Annotated in this window: 18 protein-coding genes; 4 read left to right on the top strand and 14 right to left on the bottom strand. The window is 30.0% G+C overall.

The annotated features are described in order from the left end of the window. Nucleotides 1–11: 11 nt before the first annotated feature. From U9O55_03605 to U9O55_03585, 5 genes are all read right to left on the bottom strand, one after another. Nucleotides 12–599 carry a type II secretion system protein gene (locus U9O55_03605; GenBank protein ID MEA2088897.1) on the bottom strand — a complete coding sequence of 196 codons (588 nt, stop codon included), beginning with the start codon at nt 597–599 and terminating at the stop codon, nt 12–14. Nucleotides 600–611: 12 nt separating this feature from the next. Then, nucleotides 612–2,852: a prepilin-type N-terminal cleavage/methylation domain-containing protein gene (locus U9O55_03600; GenBank protein MEA2088896.1), complete on the bottom strand. Its 2,241-nt coding sequence runs from the start codon at nt 2,850–2,852 to the stop codon at nt 612–614. 71 nt (nt 2,853–2,923) lie between these two features. Then, nucleotides 2,924–3,859 carry an aldolase gene (locus U9O55_03595; protein ID MEA2088895.1) on the bottom strand — a complete coding sequence of 312 codons (936 nt, stop codon included), beginning with the start codon at nt 3,857–3,859 and terminating at the stop codon, nt 2,924–2,926. Nucleotides 3,860–3,971: 112 nt separating this feature from the next. Next, the gene (locus U9O55_03590; GenBank protein MEA2088894.1) at nt 3,972–6,758 is read right to left on the bottom strand and encodes an AAA family ATPase; all 2,787 of its coding nucleotides are present in this window, start codon (nt 6,756–6,758) and stop codon (nt 3,972–3,974) included. A gap of 1 nt (nt 6,759) precedes the next feature. Beyond that, nucleotides 6,760–7,128 (bottom strand): hypothetical protein, encoded by a 369-nt coding sequence (locus tag U9O55_03585; GenBank protein MEA2088893.1) that lies wholly within the window; start codon nt 7,126–7,128, stop codon nt 6,760–6,762. A 242-nt stretch (nt 7,129–7,370) separates the two neighbouring features. Between U9O55_03585 and U9O55_03580 the strand changes: the two genes are divergently transcribed. Both U9O55_03580 and U9O55_03575 read left to right on the top strand, forming a co-directional pair. Beyond that, nucleotides 7,371–7,598: a hypothetical protein gene (locus tag U9O55_03580; GenBank protein MEA2088892.1), complete on the top strand. Its 228-nt coding sequence runs from the start codon at nt 7,371–7,373 to the stop codon at nt 7,596–7,598. Beyond that, nucleotides 7,585–8,262: a nucleotidyl transferase AbiEii/AbiGii toxin family protein gene (locus U9O55_03575; protein MEA2088891.1), complete on the top strand. Its 678-nt coding sequence runs from the start codon at nt 7,585–7,587 to the stop codon at nt 8,260–8,262. Before U9O55_03580 ends, U9O55_03575 begins: the two co-directional genes overlap by 14 nt. A gap of 292 nt (nt 8,263–8,554) precedes the next feature. On the opposite strand, the gene U9O55_03570 is transcribed toward U9O55_03575, so the two are convergent. The 9 genes from U9O55_03570 to U9O55_03530 form a co-directional block, all read right to left on the bottom strand. After that, on the bottom strand, nt 8,555–8,977 hold the full coding sequence (locus U9O55_03570; protein MEA2088890.1) for a hypothetical protein: 423 nt from the start codon (nt 8,975–8,977) through the stop codon (nt 8,555–8,557). Between the two features lie 860 nt (nt 8,978–9,837). Further along, on the bottom strand, nt 9,838–10,938 hold the full coding sequence (locus tag U9O55_03565) for a glycosyltransferase (protein MEA2088889.1): 1,101 nt from the start codon (nt 10,936–10,938) through the stop codon (nt 9,838–9,840). Between the two features lie 18 nt (nt 10,939–10,956). Further along, nucleotides 10,957–11,313: a hypothetical protein gene (locus U9O55_03560; GenBank protein MEA2088888.1), complete on the bottom strand. Its 357-nt coding sequence runs from the start codon at nt 11,311–11,313 to the stop codon at nt 10,957–10,959. 23 nt (nt 11,314–11,336) lie between these two features. Then, entirely contained in the window at nt 11,337–12,218 is an 882-nt protein-coding gene (gene rfbD / locus U9O55_03555; protein MEA2088887.1) for a dTDP-4-dehydrorhamnose reductase, read from the bottom strand. Then, nucleotides 12,208–13,209, bottom strand: a complete 1,002-nt coding sequence (gene rfbB / locus U9O55_03550; protein ID MEA2088886.1) for a dTDP-glucose 4,6-dehydratase — start codon at nt 13,207–13,209, stop codon at nt 12,208–12,210. The genes rfbD and rfbB overlap by 11 nt, the downstream gene beginning before the upstream one ends. Before the next feature lie 12 nt (nt 13,210–13,221). Beyond that, entirely contained in the window at nt 13,222–14,241 is a 1,020-nt protein-coding gene (gene mltG / locus U9O55_03545; protein MEA2088885.1) for an endolytic transglycosylase MltG, read from the bottom strand. A 10-nt stretch (nt 14,242–14,251) separates the two neighbouring features. Beyond that, nucleotides 14,252–14,869 (bottom strand): protein-L-isoaspartate O-methyltransferase, encoded by a 618-nt coding sequence (pcm, locus tag U9O55_03540; GenBank protein ID MEA2088884.1) that lies wholly within the window; start codon nt 14,867–14,869, stop codon nt 14,252–14,254. Nucleotide 14,870: 1 nt separating this feature from the next. Further along, on the bottom strand, nt 14,871–15,326 hold the full coding sequence (ribH, locus tag U9O55_03535) for a 6,7-dimethyl-8-ribityllumazine synthase (GenBank protein ID MEA2088883.1): 456 nt from the start codon (nt 15,324–15,326) through the stop codon (nt 14,871–14,873). Continuing rightward, a complete protein-coding gene (locus tag U9O55_03530; GenBank protein MEA2088882.1) occupies nt 15,323–15,913 on the bottom strand; it encodes a riboflavin synthase in 591 nt (196 codons plus the stop codon). The genes ribH and U9O55_03530 overlap by 4 nt, the downstream gene beginning before the upstream one ends. A gap of 149 nt (nt 15,914–16,062) precedes the next feature. Between U9O55_03530 and U9O55_03525 the strand changes: the two genes are divergently transcribed. Together U9O55_03525 and U9O55_03520 are read left to right on the top strand one after the other, a co-directional pair. Then, nucleotides 16,063–17,802, top strand: coding sequence for an ATPase, T2SS/T4P/T4SS family (locus tag U9O55_03525; protein MEA2088881.1), 1,740 nt, complete (start codon nt 16,063–16,065; stop codon nt 17,800–17,802). Between the two features lie 8 nt (nt 17,803–17,810). Beyond that, a complete protein-coding gene (locus U9O55_03520; GenBank protein MEA2088880.1) occupies nt 17,811–18,887 on the top strand; it encodes a type II secretion system F family protein in 1,077 nt (358 codons plus the stop codon). Nucleotides 18,888–19,165: the final 278 nt, after the last annotated feature.

Raw genomic sequence — 19,165 nt, 5'->3', positions numbered from 1 at the left:
CTAATATAAATTTACAGATTGTCTTTTAAATTTCTTATTTGCGCGTTCATTTCAACATAATAATCTTGAGGAGCTATTTCAGGAGTTACATTGATTTTTAATGAAACGCGGATTAATCTAATATCGTTTTTGTTTGTTGTTGGATCTGCTATAACATTATTATCAGTATCGTAATAAATAAAGATCGCTTCAGATTGATTATTTATATATTTTGACACATCAATAATTGATTCTGTTCCAGTATAAACAATTGGATCTCCGCTTGGTTCAATTATTCCTTTTTTAAAAATTGAACCGTTTAAAAAATATCTTACTTTTTCAATATCATCATCGCTGTCAATATTGCTGTAAAAACTTAAATTTTGTTCCGCGACAACATCTAAACTATAATCCCCGCGATCGCTTTGAGTTGCTTCTCTTATTTCTTCAGCTATTTGTTCTGTTGCTTTTCTGCCATTTTGCACAGCTAAATCCTGTTCTTTGCCAAAAAGATTAGCTTTATATCCTTGCACAACAAAATTTGTAAAAAGTGTAACAGCAAATCCTAAAAGCATAATTACAACAATAATTTCAATTAATGTAAATCCTGATTTTCGCATAAAATTTTTAGATTATTCTAAATATAATATTAGCTCTTGCGTTTCATCAGGAAGCAGATTAATAGGAATTGATGGATCTGACATTATAATCGAATGGCCAGAATATCCAGTTTGTAATTCAACAGTATAAGAATCCCACTCAATATTTACTAAATTTATTTCGCCATTGCTATCAGATGTTTGGTCAACCGTATATTTATATATTATAGGATTTTCACCGATTTTTTTTGCGCCAGTAATAGTGACAGGAACATTAGCAATGTATGATATTGAACCATAAGGCTCTACTGGAGAAGCGTATACATCATAATTACCGTCTCTATTGTCTTGCCAGCAAGCGTAAGCTTTTCCGTCAAAAGGGTTTATAATAATTTCAGGATTATCTTGGTCGGAGTTGCCTACATTAATATTAACTCTTAAATCGTTTGTCCATAATTTATTTCCATCTGAATCATATTTTTGCGCGTAAATATCTTTATTTCCGTTTCTTTCGTCAGTCCAAATAATATAGATGTTATCGCTTGAATCAATAGCTAAATCAGGGGAATGTTGGTTAGTTAATGTTCCATCATTATTAGCCTTCAGATCGCTTGCTCCCCATAATTTACTTCCGCTTGCGTCATATTTTTGGATATAAATATCTTTGTTGCTGTTTCTTTCGTCAGTCCAGACAATATAAATATTATTGCTTGAATCAATAGCAATATTAGCTGAGTACTGGTCAGTTGCTGTCCCATCATTATTAACTTTTAAATCGCTTGCTCCCCATAATTTACTTCCGCTTGCGTCATATTTTTGCGCGTAAATATCTTTATTTCCGTTTCTTTCGTCAGTCCAGATAACATAAATATTGTCAGTGGAATCAATAGCTAAAGTAGGTGAGTGTTGATCTGTTGTTGCCCCATCATTATTAGCTTTTAGATCGTTTGTCCATAAATTGTTTCCGTCTGAATCAAATCTTTGAGCGTAAATATCCCAATTACTGTTTCTGTTATCTTGCCAAACTACTGTGCTTGTGGCTGTAGTATCAATTTTTGAGATAGCCACTTGAGGATTGATTTGATCTTCATTCCCAGCGTCAGTATTTATTTTTTTATCCCCGGTCCATAAATCATTGCCATCACTGTCTGTTTTAATAAGATAAGAATCTTGATTTCCATTTCTATCATCGTTCCATGTAATATAAAAATTTCCAACTGAATCTGACGCAATACTTGGGTTTATTTGTTTGTTTGCGGAACTGACTATTTTATCTACCGCCCATAATTTAACAGGGGTCAGATCATATTTTTGGCTGTAAATTTTAGAATCTGAAGTGTTGCTATAGTCTTCCCAGACAAAATATAAATTTCCTAAAGGATCAACAGCGAAATCAGGATGAATTTGATTTTCTCCGCTTCCGTCTGTATTAATTAGCCAGTTGTCTAAAAGATCTTGTTTAATTGTTGTAATATTTAAATTAGAAACTTTATCAATATAAAAAGTAATTTCTGTTTTCCAGTCTTCTATGACGCTCGCATGAGGTTTTGTTGGATTAGGATTTTCAAGCGTTCTATCGGTTGTTGAGCTAACGCTATATCCTGTCTTACTCACTGTTATTCTATATGCTTCTGTTGAAGTAGGCGCGCCATAAAAAATTAATTTTCCTTGTGCGTTAGTTTGCGCGCTAAAATCAATAACAGGCGCGACAATATTATTTTGCACAAGAACATCAGCTGAATTTACTGGAAGACCATTGGCGTCATATACTAAAATCGCCAATGTTCCGCCGCCAGCGCTTGTTTCTATTCCGCGTTGAGATATAATTGTGTAAGCAACAACATTTTTTTCTTGAAAGCCTCCGGTCCAGCTTACCCTTATTCTTACTGATTTATAATCAGTTGGTATTGTGTCTGTTCCTCCTTCTGTTGTGCTGATTCCGTCAAAAGCATCGTCTTCATATTTGACAAAAGTATTTATGTTAAAAATGTTTCCTCCTTGTTGCACTATTTCATTATTTTGAATAACGCCATTAACCATTCCGCTGACTGTGCCAATATCGTTGTATGGAAGATTGCGAATTATTTCCATTTTTTGGTTAGAGATAATTGTTGCTGCCATTCTATGTTTGTTATCGTTTGTAATTTTTATTGAAAAAATTATTAATTCATAAACGCCGAGAAATAAAATAGACATTACTAAAATTGTAATTAGCGATTCAATAAGCGTAAAACCATTTTGTTTTTTGACAAGCATTATTTTTCGTTTTGTCATTCCGTGTTTGGCATGGAATCTGCGTGATAAATTTGCGGATCTTGAATTAAATTCAAGATGACATATATTAATTAAGATTTTATTTTTAATTTATTTTTTCCTAGAAAAATGTCATAAGCGTCTTTTGCTGAATAATCATATAAAGAGATAGCTGAGATTGCGTTAGCCATTTTTATTGCTTCGTTTAAAGGCCGCTGATAAATATTTCGTCCGGTCGCGTTTCCTTTTGATTTGTTAATATGTATTTGGCTATGCAAACAGCTTAAAAAAGATTTTTCTGATTTTTTAGCTCCGCCAACGCAAATTACTCCCGTGCGTCCGGCAGCGTTTGTTACTTCTTGAAAAAGTTTACACGTTCTGTTTGTATGGAATTTGTTATAAGGAAAATTTACTTTAACAAAATCAGCGCCTAAACAGACTGCCACGCCGGCTCCGCCGGCAATTAAATGTATGTCATTTTCATTTTTAACTGCTTTTCCGCGCGGATACATCCATAACACAGTTATTAATCCTTCTTGGTGTGCTTGATAAATTAAATTTTCAGCTTGCCTAAACATTTTTGATTCATACCAGCTTCCAATATTAATGGTATAGCCAACTCCTAAAATATTTAGTTTTGTTTGCTTTTTGAAATTTATTATTTCCTCCATTTGTATCCAAAGATTCGCAAATGGATCTTTATATTTTGTTTTTAACAAATTTGTTTTTGAATTTACTTTCACAAGGTAGGGAACTGTTGAATAATCACGACCATATTTCGCGATTAATCCTAATTGCGTGGCAAAAACTCCAATATGCGCTTTTTTTGCTATCTGAAAATAATGTTCAGGATCAGCGACTTCTTTTGGAATATTTTTTCCAACAAAATCATTATTCAGATGCTCTACCTTTTGGTCTCCGGCAAACATCATTAACCTGCCAGTATTATGGGTTGCTATTTTGAAATTTTTAATATACTCTTTTTCTTTTCTTTTTGGAACCGACAAGGGGACGTTTATTTTTAACATAAATTTTTTAAATTATAAAAATTATTTTGTAAATATTTTAGCACATAAATATTTAAACTCAAAATATAAACGCTCAATGATCAATACTTAATACCAAGTACTTAATATTAATTTATAATTTCTCCGCTTTGATAATCTTAATTTTGCCTCCTTTTTCTAAAACAACGATATCTCTGCGCTGAATTTTGCCTTTTAAAAGATAATTCGCTAAATAATCATTTACTTTTTCTTGTATTACTCTTCTTAATGGGCGCGCGCCATATTGCGGATCAAAACCTTGTTTTGCTAGATCAATAAGCGCTTCTTCCGTAATTTGCAAATTTATGCCTTTTGTTTTTAACATTTTTATGACTTTTTTTATTAACAAACGCGCGATAGAAATAACATCCGCCATTTCCAAAGGCTTAAAAACAACGACTCCGTCAAAACGATTTATAAATTCTGGGCGAAAAAATTTTTTTATTTCGTTTTCTAAAATTTGATTTTTTATATCTTTAACTGACCAGTTTTCTTTTATTTTTTCCTGAATAAATTTTGTGCCAGCGTTAGAAGTCGCGATTAAAATAACATTTGTAAAATCAACTGTCCTGCCCAACCCGTCTGTTAATCTTCCGTCATCCATTAATTGCAAAAAAACATTCAAAATATCAGAATGAGCTTTTTCTATTTCATCAAGTAAAATCAAAGTGAACGGGCTTTTGCGAACAGCTTCCGTAAGATATCCAGCCGTTCCAAATCCTCCTTGTCCAGGGGGAGATCCTATTAAACGATTGATACTTGCTGGTTCCTGATATTCACTCATATCAATTCGTATCATATTTTTTTCAAATCCAAAATAAACTTCAGCGACTGTTTTTGATAATTCTGTTTTTCCAACCCCTGTCGGACCTAAAAAAAGAAAATTCGCGATTGGACGATTTAAATCCCTTAATTCTGTTCGCGCTCTTCTTAACGCTGATGAAACCATTTTAACAGCTTCAGTCTGGCCAATAATGCGTCTGTGTATTTCCTGCTCTAAGTTTAACAGCTTTTCGCTTTCTTTTTCAGTAACGCTTGTTAAAGGAATATTAACTTTTTCAGAAATTAATTTCGCGATATCTTCTCCTAAAACAACAGATTTAGCCCCCTTGTTTTTAAATACATAAACAGCCGCTTGTTCAATAATTTTTATTGCTTTTTCAGGCAAAAATTTGTCGTGGATATATTTTCCAGAAAGCTTAACTGCTTGTTCAATAGCGTCATAAGAAAAATAAACACTATTTTGATATTCAATTACTGCTGTTTTTGCTTCTAAAATTTGAATTGCTTTGTTTAATTCTGGTTCTAAAATTTCAATTTTTTGCATCGAATCTCCAATAGCGCTATTTTCTATATAACGGGTGTAATCAATAGAATTTGTTGTCGCGAAGCAAAAGAATGTTCCTTTTGAAATTTCTGAAACCAAAACCTCTGACAAATCCAAACTTTCTTTTGAACCAGAAGTAATTCCTATAATATCCTGAATATCGCGGATAAAAAGAACAATATTTCCTGAGCGGCGAATTTCATCAATAATTCGCATTAACCTTCCTTGGGCTTCAGCTGGAGTGGCTCCGCTTACTAAGCGAGCAACGCTTAAACTAACTAATCTTTTATCTTTAATTATTTCTGGCACATCCTCCTCAACCATTAAACGCGCTATTCCATTAATAATAGCGCTTTTGCCAACGCCTGAATTTCCGGATAAAATAACGCTTTGCCTGCTTGCTTCTATTGAACGAAAAATTTCTTCTATTTCTTTTTCTCTGCCTATGCACGGCTCTAAATAACCAAACTTAGCCAGCAATGTTAAATCTTGGGAAAAATGATCAAGAGCAGGGGTTTCAATAGCGGTCATTGCCCTGTCCATTCCGCCTTTTGGCTTGAATATAGCTGATCTTCTAAAATGCTTCTGCCCTTTAATAAGCATTTCATTAACCCTGATCCATTCAACAACATTTTTAATTTTATTAACATCAGCTTTTAAGTCAAATAAAATTTCTTGAGCTGAATTGTCTTCTTTTGCGATTGACAACAATAAGTCAATAACGCTCACTTGGGGTTCGCGAGCTTTGTAAGCTTCCATATAAGCGTTAAATAAAATTTTTTTAAAATCAGCGGACAATATTGGATTATTGCCTCTTTCAAATTCAAGAAATTCTTGTTTGTTCAGCAACCTGCTTATTTTTTTTGCCAAATTTTCAATATTTATGCTTAGTCTGGCAAAAACCAGATCAATTTTGGAAAAGAACAGCAATGAAGCCAAAATATGAACAGACCTTGTTTGCGGATGCTTGAATTTTACGGACAGCTTCCACGCTTCTTCAATAGCTTTTATGGAATTAACAGTAAAAGCGCTGGCAATATTCACTCTTTTTAAATTTTGCATTTTGTTAATTTTTTTCCACGGATTTGAACTTAAAAAAACATTTACGCTTTTATCAAATTTTCTTTTTTCCACTTTTTTAACCAATGTTGACTCTTTATCTAAACGATAAAACAGATACATATCAGTAATAATGCTTAACCAAAAAATCAACATTTCGTTTGTTTGCTCTGCCCAAAAATCTAAACTTATCAACCCAATAAAATTTCTGCTGTAAACATAATAAACAAAAAAAAGAAAACCTAATAAACCAAAAATAAATAAAATAATATTAATAGTTTTTCGAGCGATTTTTTCTATTTTATTTTCTAAAATACTAATCGAGCTGATTTTTTTCCCCCAACAAAAAAGAGTTTTATTAAACCAAAAAACAACGCCTTCTCCTTTGCAATTCTGGCATTTTTTATGATCAATTTTTCCTGTTCCAGCGCATTTTTCGCAAACAATAGTTTGAAAAGTAAATGGATTTTTAGAATTTTTGTTTTTATCTTCCATTTTATATTTTTATAATTAAAATTATTTGAAAAATAATAAAAATCGGCAATGTTAGCCAAATTAGCGGCAAAAATAAAATAATAATAAAAAAAACGCCAAATGCAATTGACCTAACAATCAATTGGAAAAGACGCATTAAAAAACTAATAATCCTGCCTTGCCAGTCATATTGGGCATACATTGGTTTAAATAAATTTTTCGCCCAAATTCCAATCCCTAATCCTTTTTCTGTATCTTTTATTTTTTTTATTGAAAAAAATATCGCTTTTTTAAATCCTTTAGTATACCACCAAACAGGAAAATAAAAAAAATCGCCGATTAAATCAACAGTAATGTATTTTAGAAATAATAAAAATATGTTTTGAGCCATAAATCAAAATTTACTTTGTGAATATTATAACATATTTTTAAAAAATACGAAATAAAAAAACCAACGGAAATCCGCGGAGCAATTAATGAAAAGCATAAGCGAATATTTATTTTTGGAGAGAGATAAAAAATTTGCTTTATACTTTTCCTGCCCCGCGAATTTCCATTGGTTTTATTTTTAAACAATACCTTGATTTTTGTTAAAAAAAATGTTAAAATTAAAGTATAATAAAACTCAAAACTATGAATAAAAATTTAAAAAACAAAGCTATCTTTTGGGATTATAATACTGAAAAAATGGATTTAAACAATCCTTTAGTTAAAAATTGGCGCCTAAACAGACAGCTGCAGTTTGGCGATTTGTCTGGAATTAAAAAAAAAGATCTTAAAAAATATTTGCCTTTGTTAAAAATAAATCCATCTCTTAAAGAGCTTTTACAAAATTATCTTTCAAAATATGGCAAAAATTAAACTTACTGATTTGCAAAAAGATGTTCTGCGTTTTTTTGGAAAAAATTCTTTTGGCAAAAATTTTTATTGGACTGGCGGAACTTTGCTTTCTTACTATTACCTTTCTCATCGCGATTCAATTGATTTAGATTTTTTTTCTGATAATCTGTATTCTGATGAAGAATATCTTATTTTCATAAACAGCTTAAAAAAAGAAGTTCAGGCGAATAAAATAATCTTTAGACAGGAACTAAACAGAAAAATTTATCTTGCTAAGCGCGGAAAAGAAAATGTTAAATTAGAACTTGTGTTTTTTCCTTTTCCAAATTATGAAAGAAGAAAAAAGCTTGTGGAATTTTCTATAAATATTGATTCTTTGTCCGATATTATGATAAATAAAACACTTTCCGCTTATCAAAGAAACGAGCCTAAAGACGCTTTTGATTTATATGTGTATTTAAGCCAAAAACCAAAATATAATCTTTTAACTCTAATTCGCCTTGTTGAAAAAAAATTTGGCGTTGCTATTGAACCAGCGCTTCTTCTTGCCAAACTTAACAAATTATCAGACGAACTTTCTGGTATTGAACCACTTTTACTTTTACCTCAAAAAAATTTAAGTGAAAAAGCCAAATCTTTTTTTCAAGACATCTTTAATTCTTTTTCCAAAAAATGGATTAAATGATTTTTTCAAAAAATTTTTTGTTGAAATTTTAAAAACAATATTTTAATGCTTTGATTTTTTATTTTTAAATAATTTTTTTATTTTTTTTTACTTTTTACAATTTCCGCGCGTTTCCGCGTTTAGTCTACGACTTTCAGCGAAAATTATGAAATAATTTTATCTGAATCTGCCAAAAATATTTTGACAAACTCGGATAAAAGGAGTTTATGTGCCAAGCCATAAACTCCGTTTTGAACCATTTTAAACCTCCTTTTGGAAATTTTTTTTAACCCCTTGGCGGGCTACTTATATTTTATATCCAGTGTCCTTTCAGCGCTGGAATATTGTCTGGATCGACTCCGTTGACCTCCGTCCAAACTCTTTTAAAGGAGATACCTGACTCTATTATCTCCTCCTCTAATCGGGATAGGCAATTTTCAGCCCGATATTTCTCCTCCCTTTTTTGCCTAGTGGTTCTCTCGTTACCAACCATGTTTAGCACTCTCTTGCCGTGCCAATGATAGTGGAACTTTAGCCCTTGCAGATACTTTTTTATTGCATCTGCAAATTTCAGGTCATCTGCCTCAACGACCTGAAACTTCTGCCCCAGCCATTCGTATGCAGAAAAGCCTGCATAGCCGACTTCTTTTTCAACGTCGGCAATGTCTTCGGCCTCTCCGACCCATACCACTTTTTTTATGTTATTTTCGCATTTATAAACTATATATGTGTTCATTTCTCTCTCTCCTTTTTTGCCCCACGTTTTGCAAGGCTGGTTTTTTTATTTCTCCGCGGAATGCGGAAATAAAATTATTAAATTAAAAATTATTTTAAAATCCCCCAACCCCTCTTTGCCAAAGGGGGAATTAAGAATTAATAATCTTATTTCCACAATCCGTTGGTTAAAAATAAAAATATTTTTTCAAAGAACAAATTCTCACTTAAAGAACATTCCTGAACGCAAAAGCGGTTCAGACTTTTGCGTTCAGCTGATGTTCTTTTGAAAAACAACAGTCAACAGGATTGCTTTTTAAAGGGCTTGTCGTTTACAAGCATTGAAACGATTTTGCCACAAATTTACTAAGCGATTTATTTTAAAATAATCAGTTCGTTTGATTAAGTTAAAATAATATAATCCTGTTTCGCCTTTTTTTAAATTGGCGACTAACTTAGCGAATTATCAATCTTAGGCAATGAGCTCTCTCCTTTTGCATTTTCGCAAAAATAATGTTAACTCATTTTAATTGCTTAAAATTACTAATATGCGCTTTTGTTTTAATGTTCATTTTTCTCTTTTTAGAGAAAGTAGCAAAGACGAGTTTAATTTTTTTCCTCTTTACTGCTCTTTCTAAAAAAAGGCAACAAATATCGCAACGCTTTTATTTTCTAAATGCTTTTATTATTTCCCCCTTTGAAAAAGAAGGCTGGGAGATTTTAAAATATCCCATTTAGAGAAAGTATCGCAATACTTATTACCTTTTGTATTTTAGTAAAAGTATTTTCAATGCCTCTCTCCTTGCATTGTTTTTTTAATTTTTAATGTTCTTTTATCTGATTTTTAATTGATGTATTATTATAGCAGATATTAAAAATATGTCAAGGGTTTTTGGGCGAAATTATGTTTTCTTGAATAAATTTTTTAATTTTTTCCTTAAAATTTTCATTGCTGAATTTTTCAACTGATTGTGCTATTTCATATCTATTATATTTATTATCATCAAAATTTATTACTTTTTCAGCCAAAGATTCCCAAGTTTGTTCTAAAAAAAATTCGCCTGATAATCCTTCTTTGACAGATTCTTTTGCTCCGCCAGCTTTATAAGCTATCGCTGGAGTTCCTGACGCCATTGCTTCTACTAAAGTAATTCCAAAATCTTCTTCTTGCGGATGCAAAAAAGCCCTTGCTTGAGAATAAAGTTTTGGCTTATCCTCCTCTTTGATAAAACCCAAAAATTCAATGTTTTTATTTGCTTTCTTTTTTAATGCTTTATAATCAGGACCTTCACCAAAAACTTTTAAAGGAATATTCAATTTATTAAATGCCGTAATTGCTATGTCAAATTTTTTGTGCGGAACTATTCTTCCGCCTATTAAAAAATATTCTTTATTTTTTTCTGATACAAAAAATTTTTTAATGTTAACAGGCGGATAAATTACAGCGCTTTCTCTGTCATAGAATTTTTTAATGCGTTTCTTTACATTATAAGAATTTGCTATAAACTTATCCACGCGAGAAACGGTTGAATAATCCCAAATTTTTAAACGCGTCAAATACAATTTTATTATTGATTTTATTAATTTATTATATTTTAAACTGCTAATATAATCTTGGCTGTTGACCCAAAGATAGCGCGTTGGAGTATGGCAATAACAAATATGCAAAGCAGATGGAGGAATTATGGTTCCTTTTGAGAGAGCACTGGCGGAAGATATAATTAAATCAAAATTTTTCAAATTATAACTTTCTATTGCTGGCGGCATTAATGGCAATAAATATTGAAATTTGTTTTTCGCAAAAGGAAATTTTTGCAAAAATGATGTTTTTATTCTGTGTTTAGAAAAAATATGCCCTAATTTTTTTTCATTATAAATTAGGGTAAAAATTGGAGCTTGCGGATAAATATCAGCAATCGCTTTTAAAACTTTTTCAGCTCCGCCATATTGTGTGAGCATATCATGCACTATAGCAACACGCATAAGTCTATTATATGTTTATTATATATTTATCCAAACTATTGATAAACTCGCTAAAAATAAAATAATTTGAACAAATAAAACAGTAAATACTAATATGTAAGATATAAATTTATCTTTATAATATATTAATAAAGCTAATAAAAAATTAATAATTAAAATAATTATCCCGATTAAAGGCACTATAAAAATTTTATGCCAGTCACCGATATAATCAATTCCAAAATAAACATTATAATGTAGAGGAATCATCTCGCCTACCTTTTTGATTCTTAATAGATTTATCCAGATGATTGAATTTATAATTATGCTAATAATTAAATTAGCGAAAATTATTTTGTCTTTGAAAAAAAATTTAAAAAAATTTTTATTTATCATACCACAATTTTAAAATAAAAAAATTATGTAATATTCAAATATTCCTTTAGCGCGTCTTGATAGCTTCGCAAAGATTTTGATTTTGTATTTAATAAAACAGAATATTTTGGCCTTTTAGCTGGACGTTGAAATTCGTTTGAGCTAACTGGAATTATTTTAATTTCTTTTTTAGTTATATTAAACAAAAATTTAGAGGCTTCATACCAATCGCATTCAGAAGAATTAGTTATATGATAAATTCCAAACGATTTTTTATTTTCTAATATTTTTTTGACTTTTCGCGCTAAATCCAAAGTATAAGTAAAACAGCTTATTTCCTCGTCACGCACCATATTAAATTTTTTTCGTTCTTTGCTTGATTCCAAAATCAGATCAAAAAAACTTTCTTTTATATTTTTACCGCTTCCTTTTGGTCCAAATAATTTTGAAGTTCTAATTAAATAATATTTTAATCCGTATTTTTCGCGTTGAATCAATTCTTGCTCTCCTATTAATTTTGTTTTGCCGTATTTATTAATCGGATTTGGCTTGTCATTTTCTTTGTATCCGTCTTTTTTTCTGCCGTCAAAAACATAATCTGTTGAAAAATGAACAAAAATAGCGCCTATTTTTTCGGCTACTTTAGCAATATATCCGACAGCATATCCGTTAATTTTTTTAGCCAATTCAAATTGTTCTTCATCTTTTTCGCAAGCGTCAACAGCGTTATAAGCCGAAGCGTTAATAATCAAACTCGGATTTAATTGAACAATTTTTTTATTTGTTTCATTTTTATTAGTAATATCTAAATCATTTTTATCCCAAGCGACAACTTCATAATCTTTATCTAATAAAAAAATATTAGACAACTGTTGTCCTAAATTTCCATGCGCTCCTAAAATTAAAATTTTTTGTTTATTTTCCATATTGGTTTTGATAATATTCTTTATATTCTCCTGATTTAATGTTTTTCCACCAGTCTTGATTGTTTTTATACCATTTAATTGTTTTTTTTAAACCTTGTTCAAAATTAATCGTCGGATTCCATCCTAAATCTTTTTTTGCTTTATCAAAATTTATGGCATAACGAAAATCATGTCCAGGTCTGTCTTTTACGTATTCAATCGCGTCTTTGCTTTTCCCCATTATTTTTAAAATCATTTTTGTAATTTCTAAATTGCTTAATTCATTATCTCCGCCCAAGCAATAAGTTTCTCCTATTTTTCCTTTTTTAATAACGCAATCCACGCCAGAGTTATGATCATCAACATAAATCCAATCGCGAATATTTCCGCCGTCTCCATAGATTGGAATTTTTTTATTTTCTAGTAAATTTGTTGCAAACAGGGGAATTAATTTTTCTGGAAATTGATACGGACCGTAATTATTTGAACAATTAGAAATTGTAATAGGCAGTTTATAAGTATGAAAATAAGATCTTACTAAATGATCGGCGCCTGCTTTTGAAGCGCTATAAGGGCTGCGCGGATCATAAGGCGTGTTTTCATTAAATTTAGGATCATTAGAATTTAAAGATCCGAAAACTTCATCTGTCGAGATATGATGAAACCGAATACTGTTTTTTTTCGCAACGTCTAATAAAACGCGCGTTCCTTCAATATTAGTTTTAATAAAATCAGAACTATTTTTTATAGAGCGGTCAACATGGGTTTCAGCCGCAAAATGAACTATTAAATCAATTTTTTTAGCTATATCATTTATTAAATTTTTATCGCAAATATTGCCTTTGACAAAAAAGTAATTTTTTTTGCCTTTAATATTTTTTAAATTTTCCAAATTGCCTGCATAAGTCAAGGCGTCCAAATTAATGATTTTGTCATTTGGATATTTTTTAATCCAATAATGTATAAAATTGCTTCCTATAAATCCGCAACCTCCTGTAATCAAAATTTTCATAGCTGGTAATTTTTATTTTAAATATTTTCGCGTATTTAAACTATGCTCTTTAAATGTTTTGGAAAAAACAGTTTCTCCGTTTTTTTTTGATAAAAAATAATTATACTCCGTAAATTCAGGATAAACAGCCGCCTTAATCGCTTTTAGCCCTGGATTGCAAATAGGACCAGACGGCAACCCTTGTCGTAAATAAGTGTTGTAAGGAGAATCAATCCGAGTATCTTCATAAGAGTATTGTCTTTTATTTTCTCCTAAAATATAACCTATTGTTGCGCAAGATTCCAATGGCTGTCCATTTTTTATTCTGTCCCAAAAAATTCCTGAAACTATTTTCATATCATTTTCATTTCTAACCTCTTTTTCTATTATACTTGCTATGATAATTATTTCAAATAACGTTTTGTTTTGAAATTGAATATCACTTCTAATTTTTTTTGTTATTTTTTGATTAAAATTATTTAACATTTTATTTACTATATCGCTATTTTGCGCGTCTTTATAAATTTTATAAGTATCTGGAAACAGAAAACCTTCTAAATCATATTTATTTTTTGTGTCTGTTAAAAAAGAAAATTTAGTATTATCTATTTTATAATTTTTAACAAAATCTAAAAAATCATTTTGAGCTGTTATATTTTCATCTGCTAAATATTTAGCAATATCTTTAATGTTCCACCCTTCAATAATTTTTATTTTTCTTTCCAATCCTATTTTTTGCCCCTGTATTAAAATTTCAGATAAATCTTTAATGTTAATCGGGCAATCTAAATTATAATTTCCTGCTTTAATTTTTCCTTCACTTTTTAAAAGCCAGAGATAAATTTCAAAAACAAAACTGCTGTGGATTATTCCTTGCTTTTTTAAATTTCTGCTAATTTCATTAACGCTTTGCCCGGATTCTATTTTAAATGTTTCAAAGCCTGATAATTTATCATAAGGAGTCGAAATGACAATAGAAAAAATAACAACAGAAAAAATCGTTGTTAAAAATAAAAATAAAAAAAATAAAATAATAAACTTTGTTTTAAACATAATTGTTTTATTAATTTTTGCCGACTAAAGGCACAAATGAAAATCCTGGATAATGTTTTTCATCAAAAACATCTTTTGTTTTTTTAATTATCAAGCTTATTCCATCTGAAATCGGGATTACCATCCGTCCGCCTATTTTAAGCTGGTCTTTTAGCGCCAATGGAATTTTATTTGACATTGCTGAAACTAAAATTTTATCAAAAGGCTTTTTATCTGAAAGTCCTTTTGTCCCGTCAGCGCAAAATATTTCTACTATACCTTTTTTAGTATAATTATATTTGTTAATATTCTTTTTTTGAAATTCTTTTAATTCAGGTATTATCTCAATTCCGTAGACTTTTCCTTTATTTTCCGTGATATTAGCTAAAAGAGCTGTTGTCCATCCAGATCCAGATCCAATATCCAAAATTTTATCTCCTTGTCTTGGTTGCAATAATTCCAACATAAAAGCGACAGTTAACGGCTGGGAAATAGTCTGGCCATATCCAATCGGCAAGGGGTAATCGCCTTCAGATTCGTTTTTATATTCTTCTAAAATAAAATCGCTTCTTTTAATCTTTTTAAAAGCGCTTATTATATTCGGCGTTTTAAGATAATTGTTTTTAATTAATTCTTCAGTTAAATCCATATTAAATTTTTAAATTTAAGACTTCAATCAAAGCCATGCCAGCTTCATAGCCTTTGTTATTTTTATCATTTTGCGACCGCGCTTTTGCTTGCTCTAAATTATAAACAGTTATCACTCCAAATGTGATTGGAAAATTGTTTTTAAGAATAACTTCCATTATTCCTTCTGTAACAGCTTTGGCAACATAATCAAAATGGGCTGTTTCTCCTTTTATAATATTGCCCAAAGCAATGATTCCGTCAAATTTTTTATTAAGAGCTATTTTTTGACAAGCTAATGGAATTTCAACTGATCCTGGAACTAAAAAAATTTCAGCTTTGATTTTTACACCTGCTTCTTTTAACGCGTTTTCAGCTCCTTTTCTCAAATCATCAGTAATTTCTTGATTAAATCTTGCCTGCACAATCGCGATTTTAAAATTTTTACCATTTAATTTTTCAAATTTATTTGTTTTCATAAACTTATTTTTAATTTTTCTAAATATCTTGCTACCATATCTATCTCAATATTTACTTTATCATTAATTTTTAAACAAGACAGATTGGTTATTTCTAACGTATGGGTAATCAAACTAACTTTAAACCAATTATTTCCAACTCCTGAAATAGTTAAACTTACTCCATTAATTGAAACTGAACCTTTATAAGCTAAAAATTTTTTTAATCCTTTTGGAATTTTAATAATTAAATTTACGTATTCTTTGTCTAAAATAATTTTTTGAATTTTTCCTATTCCATCTATATGGCCCATAACAAAATGACCGTCAACAAAATCTCCAACCCTTAATGATTTTTCTAAATTTATAAAGTCTCCTATTTTTGAATTTGAAAATTTTGTTATTCGCAAAGTTTCCGGCATTAATTCCGCTTGAAAACTATTTTTTGTTTTTTTAACCACTGTTAAACAAACACCGTCGCAAGCAATACTCGCGCCTATTTTTATATTATTTAAAAAATTATTTGTTTTAATAGTAAAATAAACTTTCTTATTTTTCTTTTCTATTTTTTTAATTTTTCCTGTTGTTTTAACTATGCCAGAAAACATATTTTTATTATTTAAAAAGCATTATTGTAATTATGATATATTACTCTAAATATTTTTTCAATGCTTTTATTCTGAGCAACAAAATAAGTATGCAACCATCTTATTATGTGTTATAATAAATTCAGTTTAATTTTTAACAAAATTTTAAAATGAAACTCAAAAAAAATTTAGTTAAAGAGATATTAATCCAAAACAAAATTTTAAATGAAAAAAAATTTGAGCAATGCTTAAATGAGTCAAAAGAAAACCAATCAGACTTAGTTAAATATTTAATTGGAAAAAAGATAATCACTGAAGAATCTTTTTATAACAATGTCGCGAATTATTTTAAAATGCCTTTTATTGTTTTGAAAGATAAAATTATCCGCAAGGATATTCTAAATTTAATTCCAGAGCCGATAGCGCACGTGCATAAAATAATCGCTTTTGACAAAACAGAGAAAGAATGCAAAATTGCCACAACAAATCCGCAAGATTTTCAAATTATAGAATTTATCAATAAAAAAATACCAGGCAATATTAAAGTTTTTGTAACAACTCCAAAAAGCGTTAACGACGTGATTCAAGAATACCACAAAGGCCTTAAATCAGAATTTAAAGAAATTAATAAAATTTCAATAAAAAAAACAGCAAAAGATGATGATCAAAAAGGAGAAAAATTAAAAGAGCTTGCGGAAGATTTGCCTATTGTCCGCATTGTTGATACTTTGCTTGAATACGCTATTTTTGAAAAATGTTCGGATATTCATATAGAGCCGTTGGAAAAAGAAACAATCGTTCGTTATAGAATTGATGGAATTATGCGAAAAGTAATGACATTGCCAAAAAATACCCATACAGGAATTGTGGCAAGAATTAAAGTCTTGTCAAACTTGAAACTTGATGAGCATCGGCTTCCTCAAGACGGCAGATTTAAAATTAAAACTTCTGAATATCAAGTTTCTTTTCGTGTTTCCATAATTCCAATTTTTGACGGAGAAAAAATTGTAATGAGAATTTTAGATGAAAAGTCCCAAATCTTAAGTTTAAAAAAATTAGGTTTTCAAGAAAATCCTTTTGAAATTATTAAAAGAAACATTGAAAAACCGCATGGAATTATTTTAGTCACAGGACCAACAGGATCTGGGAAAACAACAACTCTTTATTCAATATTAAATGTGCTTAACAAGCCGTCAGTTAATATTTCAACTATTGAAGATCCAATAGAATACAGAATGCCGGGCATTAACCAAAGCCAGGTTAGCGTAAAAACAGGATTTACGTTTGCTTCTGGTTTGCGCGCTTTTTTAAGGCAGGACCCTGATATTATTATGGTTGGAGAAATACGAGACGAAGAAACAGCCGAAATTGCCGTAAATGCCGCGATGACAGGACATTTAGTACTTTCAACTCTGCATACAAACGACGCCGTAACAACAATACCTCGTCTTTCTGATATGCATATCCCGTCTTTTTTGATTGCAACGACAACTAATTGCATTATCGCGCAAAGATTAGTTAGAACAATATGCCAAGATTGCATTACTAGCTATAAATTAACAAAAGAAATGATGGATGATCTTTCTCAAAAAATAAATGTTGATTCAATTTTAGAAATGTTAAAGCAAAAAAAGATAATTACAAATAAAGACTTAAAAAATCTTTTATTTTATAAGGGCAAAGGGTGTAAAAAATGCAACAACGAAGGATATAAAGGCAGAATTGGAATCTATGAAATTTTAGAAATTACTCCTAAAATTAAAGAAGCAATAAATAAAAAAGCTAATAGCGAAGAACTAAGCAAGATAGCTCGGCAGCAGAATATGCTTTCTGTTTTAGAAGATGGATTTATTAAGGCAAAAAATGGAATTACAACCATTGAAGAAATATTAAGGGTAATTAAGGAATAAATTTTCAAATGACTTTAAATTTTATAAACAATTTTTTATTAAACTTGCAAAAAATTCCCACATCGGAGAAGATATTTTTTATTCAGCATTTGCGAGTGTTGATTAGGTCAGGCGCTTCTCTTTCAAGCGCTTTAAACGCTTTATCACGACAAAGCGATAATAAAAGATTTAAAAAAATTTTGATTGATATTAAAGACGGCGTTGAAAAAGGAGATACTTTCTCTAAAAGCCTAGGAAAGCACAAAAAAGTGTTTAATGATTTTTTCATCAATATGGTGCAAGCAGGGGAAACCAGCGGAAAATTAGAAGAAGTATTAAATCAAATCTTTATTCAAATGAAAAAAGACAATGAAATTAAATCAAAGGTTAAAGGCGCTATGATTTATCCAACAATTGTTTTGGGAGCTATGGTAGGCATCGGCACTTTAATGATTGTTTTTGTAATTCCAAAAATAACCGTAATTTTTGTGGAAGCCGGGATTGATCTCCCTATTATGACAAGAATTTTAATTGGAATTAGCGATTTTGCGGTAAATAATGGGATATTAGTTTGCGTTTTTTTGACGATGTTTATAACAGGATTTGCGTATTTAATTAAAACTAAAAAAGGGAAATATTATTTTCATTTTACATTACTTCATCTTCCTATTTTTGGCAAGATCATTAAAAAAATTAATTTGGCGCGTTTCGCGAGAACCCTTAGCTCTCTTTTAAAAACTGATATACCAATAGCGAAAACGCTGGAAATGACTTCGGAAATCCTAGGAAATGTTATATACAAAGAAATAATGATGGAAGCCTCTGAAAAAGTTACCAAAGGCATAAGCATCGCGAAAACTTTTGAAAATAAAAGTTTTATTTTTCCTCCCGTTGTAACAGAAATAATAGTTATTGGCGAAGAAACAGGAAGTTTGGACAATGTTTTGTTAGAAATGGCTGAATTTTATGAAGAGGAAATTGATCAAACAATGAAGAATCTGCCTGCTATTATTGAACCTGTTTTGATTTTAGTTTTAGGTATGGGGGTCGCTTTAATGGCTGTTGCGATAATTATGCCGATGTATTCATTGACAGATGCTATATAGATTAGTATCAAATATTTAAATTATTTTGTTACCGATGGAATTTTTGTGTTTGAAAAAAAACAATAACAGTTATTTGAAAAAAGGCATAAACAAAAGTTTATTAATTTTAAGCTAATTTTTATGAAAAATAATTTAAAAGAAAAAATATTAAAATTTAAAAAAATATGGATAAACTTCAAAATTTATCTGGAATCTTACGCTAAAATATAACCCTAAGATCCCAGATAAGCAAAATTTTTATTTATTCGCTTTACTCATAAAAAAATTTTACTTTCTGG

Source organism: Patescibacteria group bacterium, from assembly GCA_034660655.1.
Taxonomy (GTDB): domain Bacteria; phylum Patescibacteriota; class Patescibacteriia; order JAACEG01; family JAACEG01; genus JAACEG01.
This window is presented reverse-complemented; position numbering and strand designations above follow the sequence as displayed.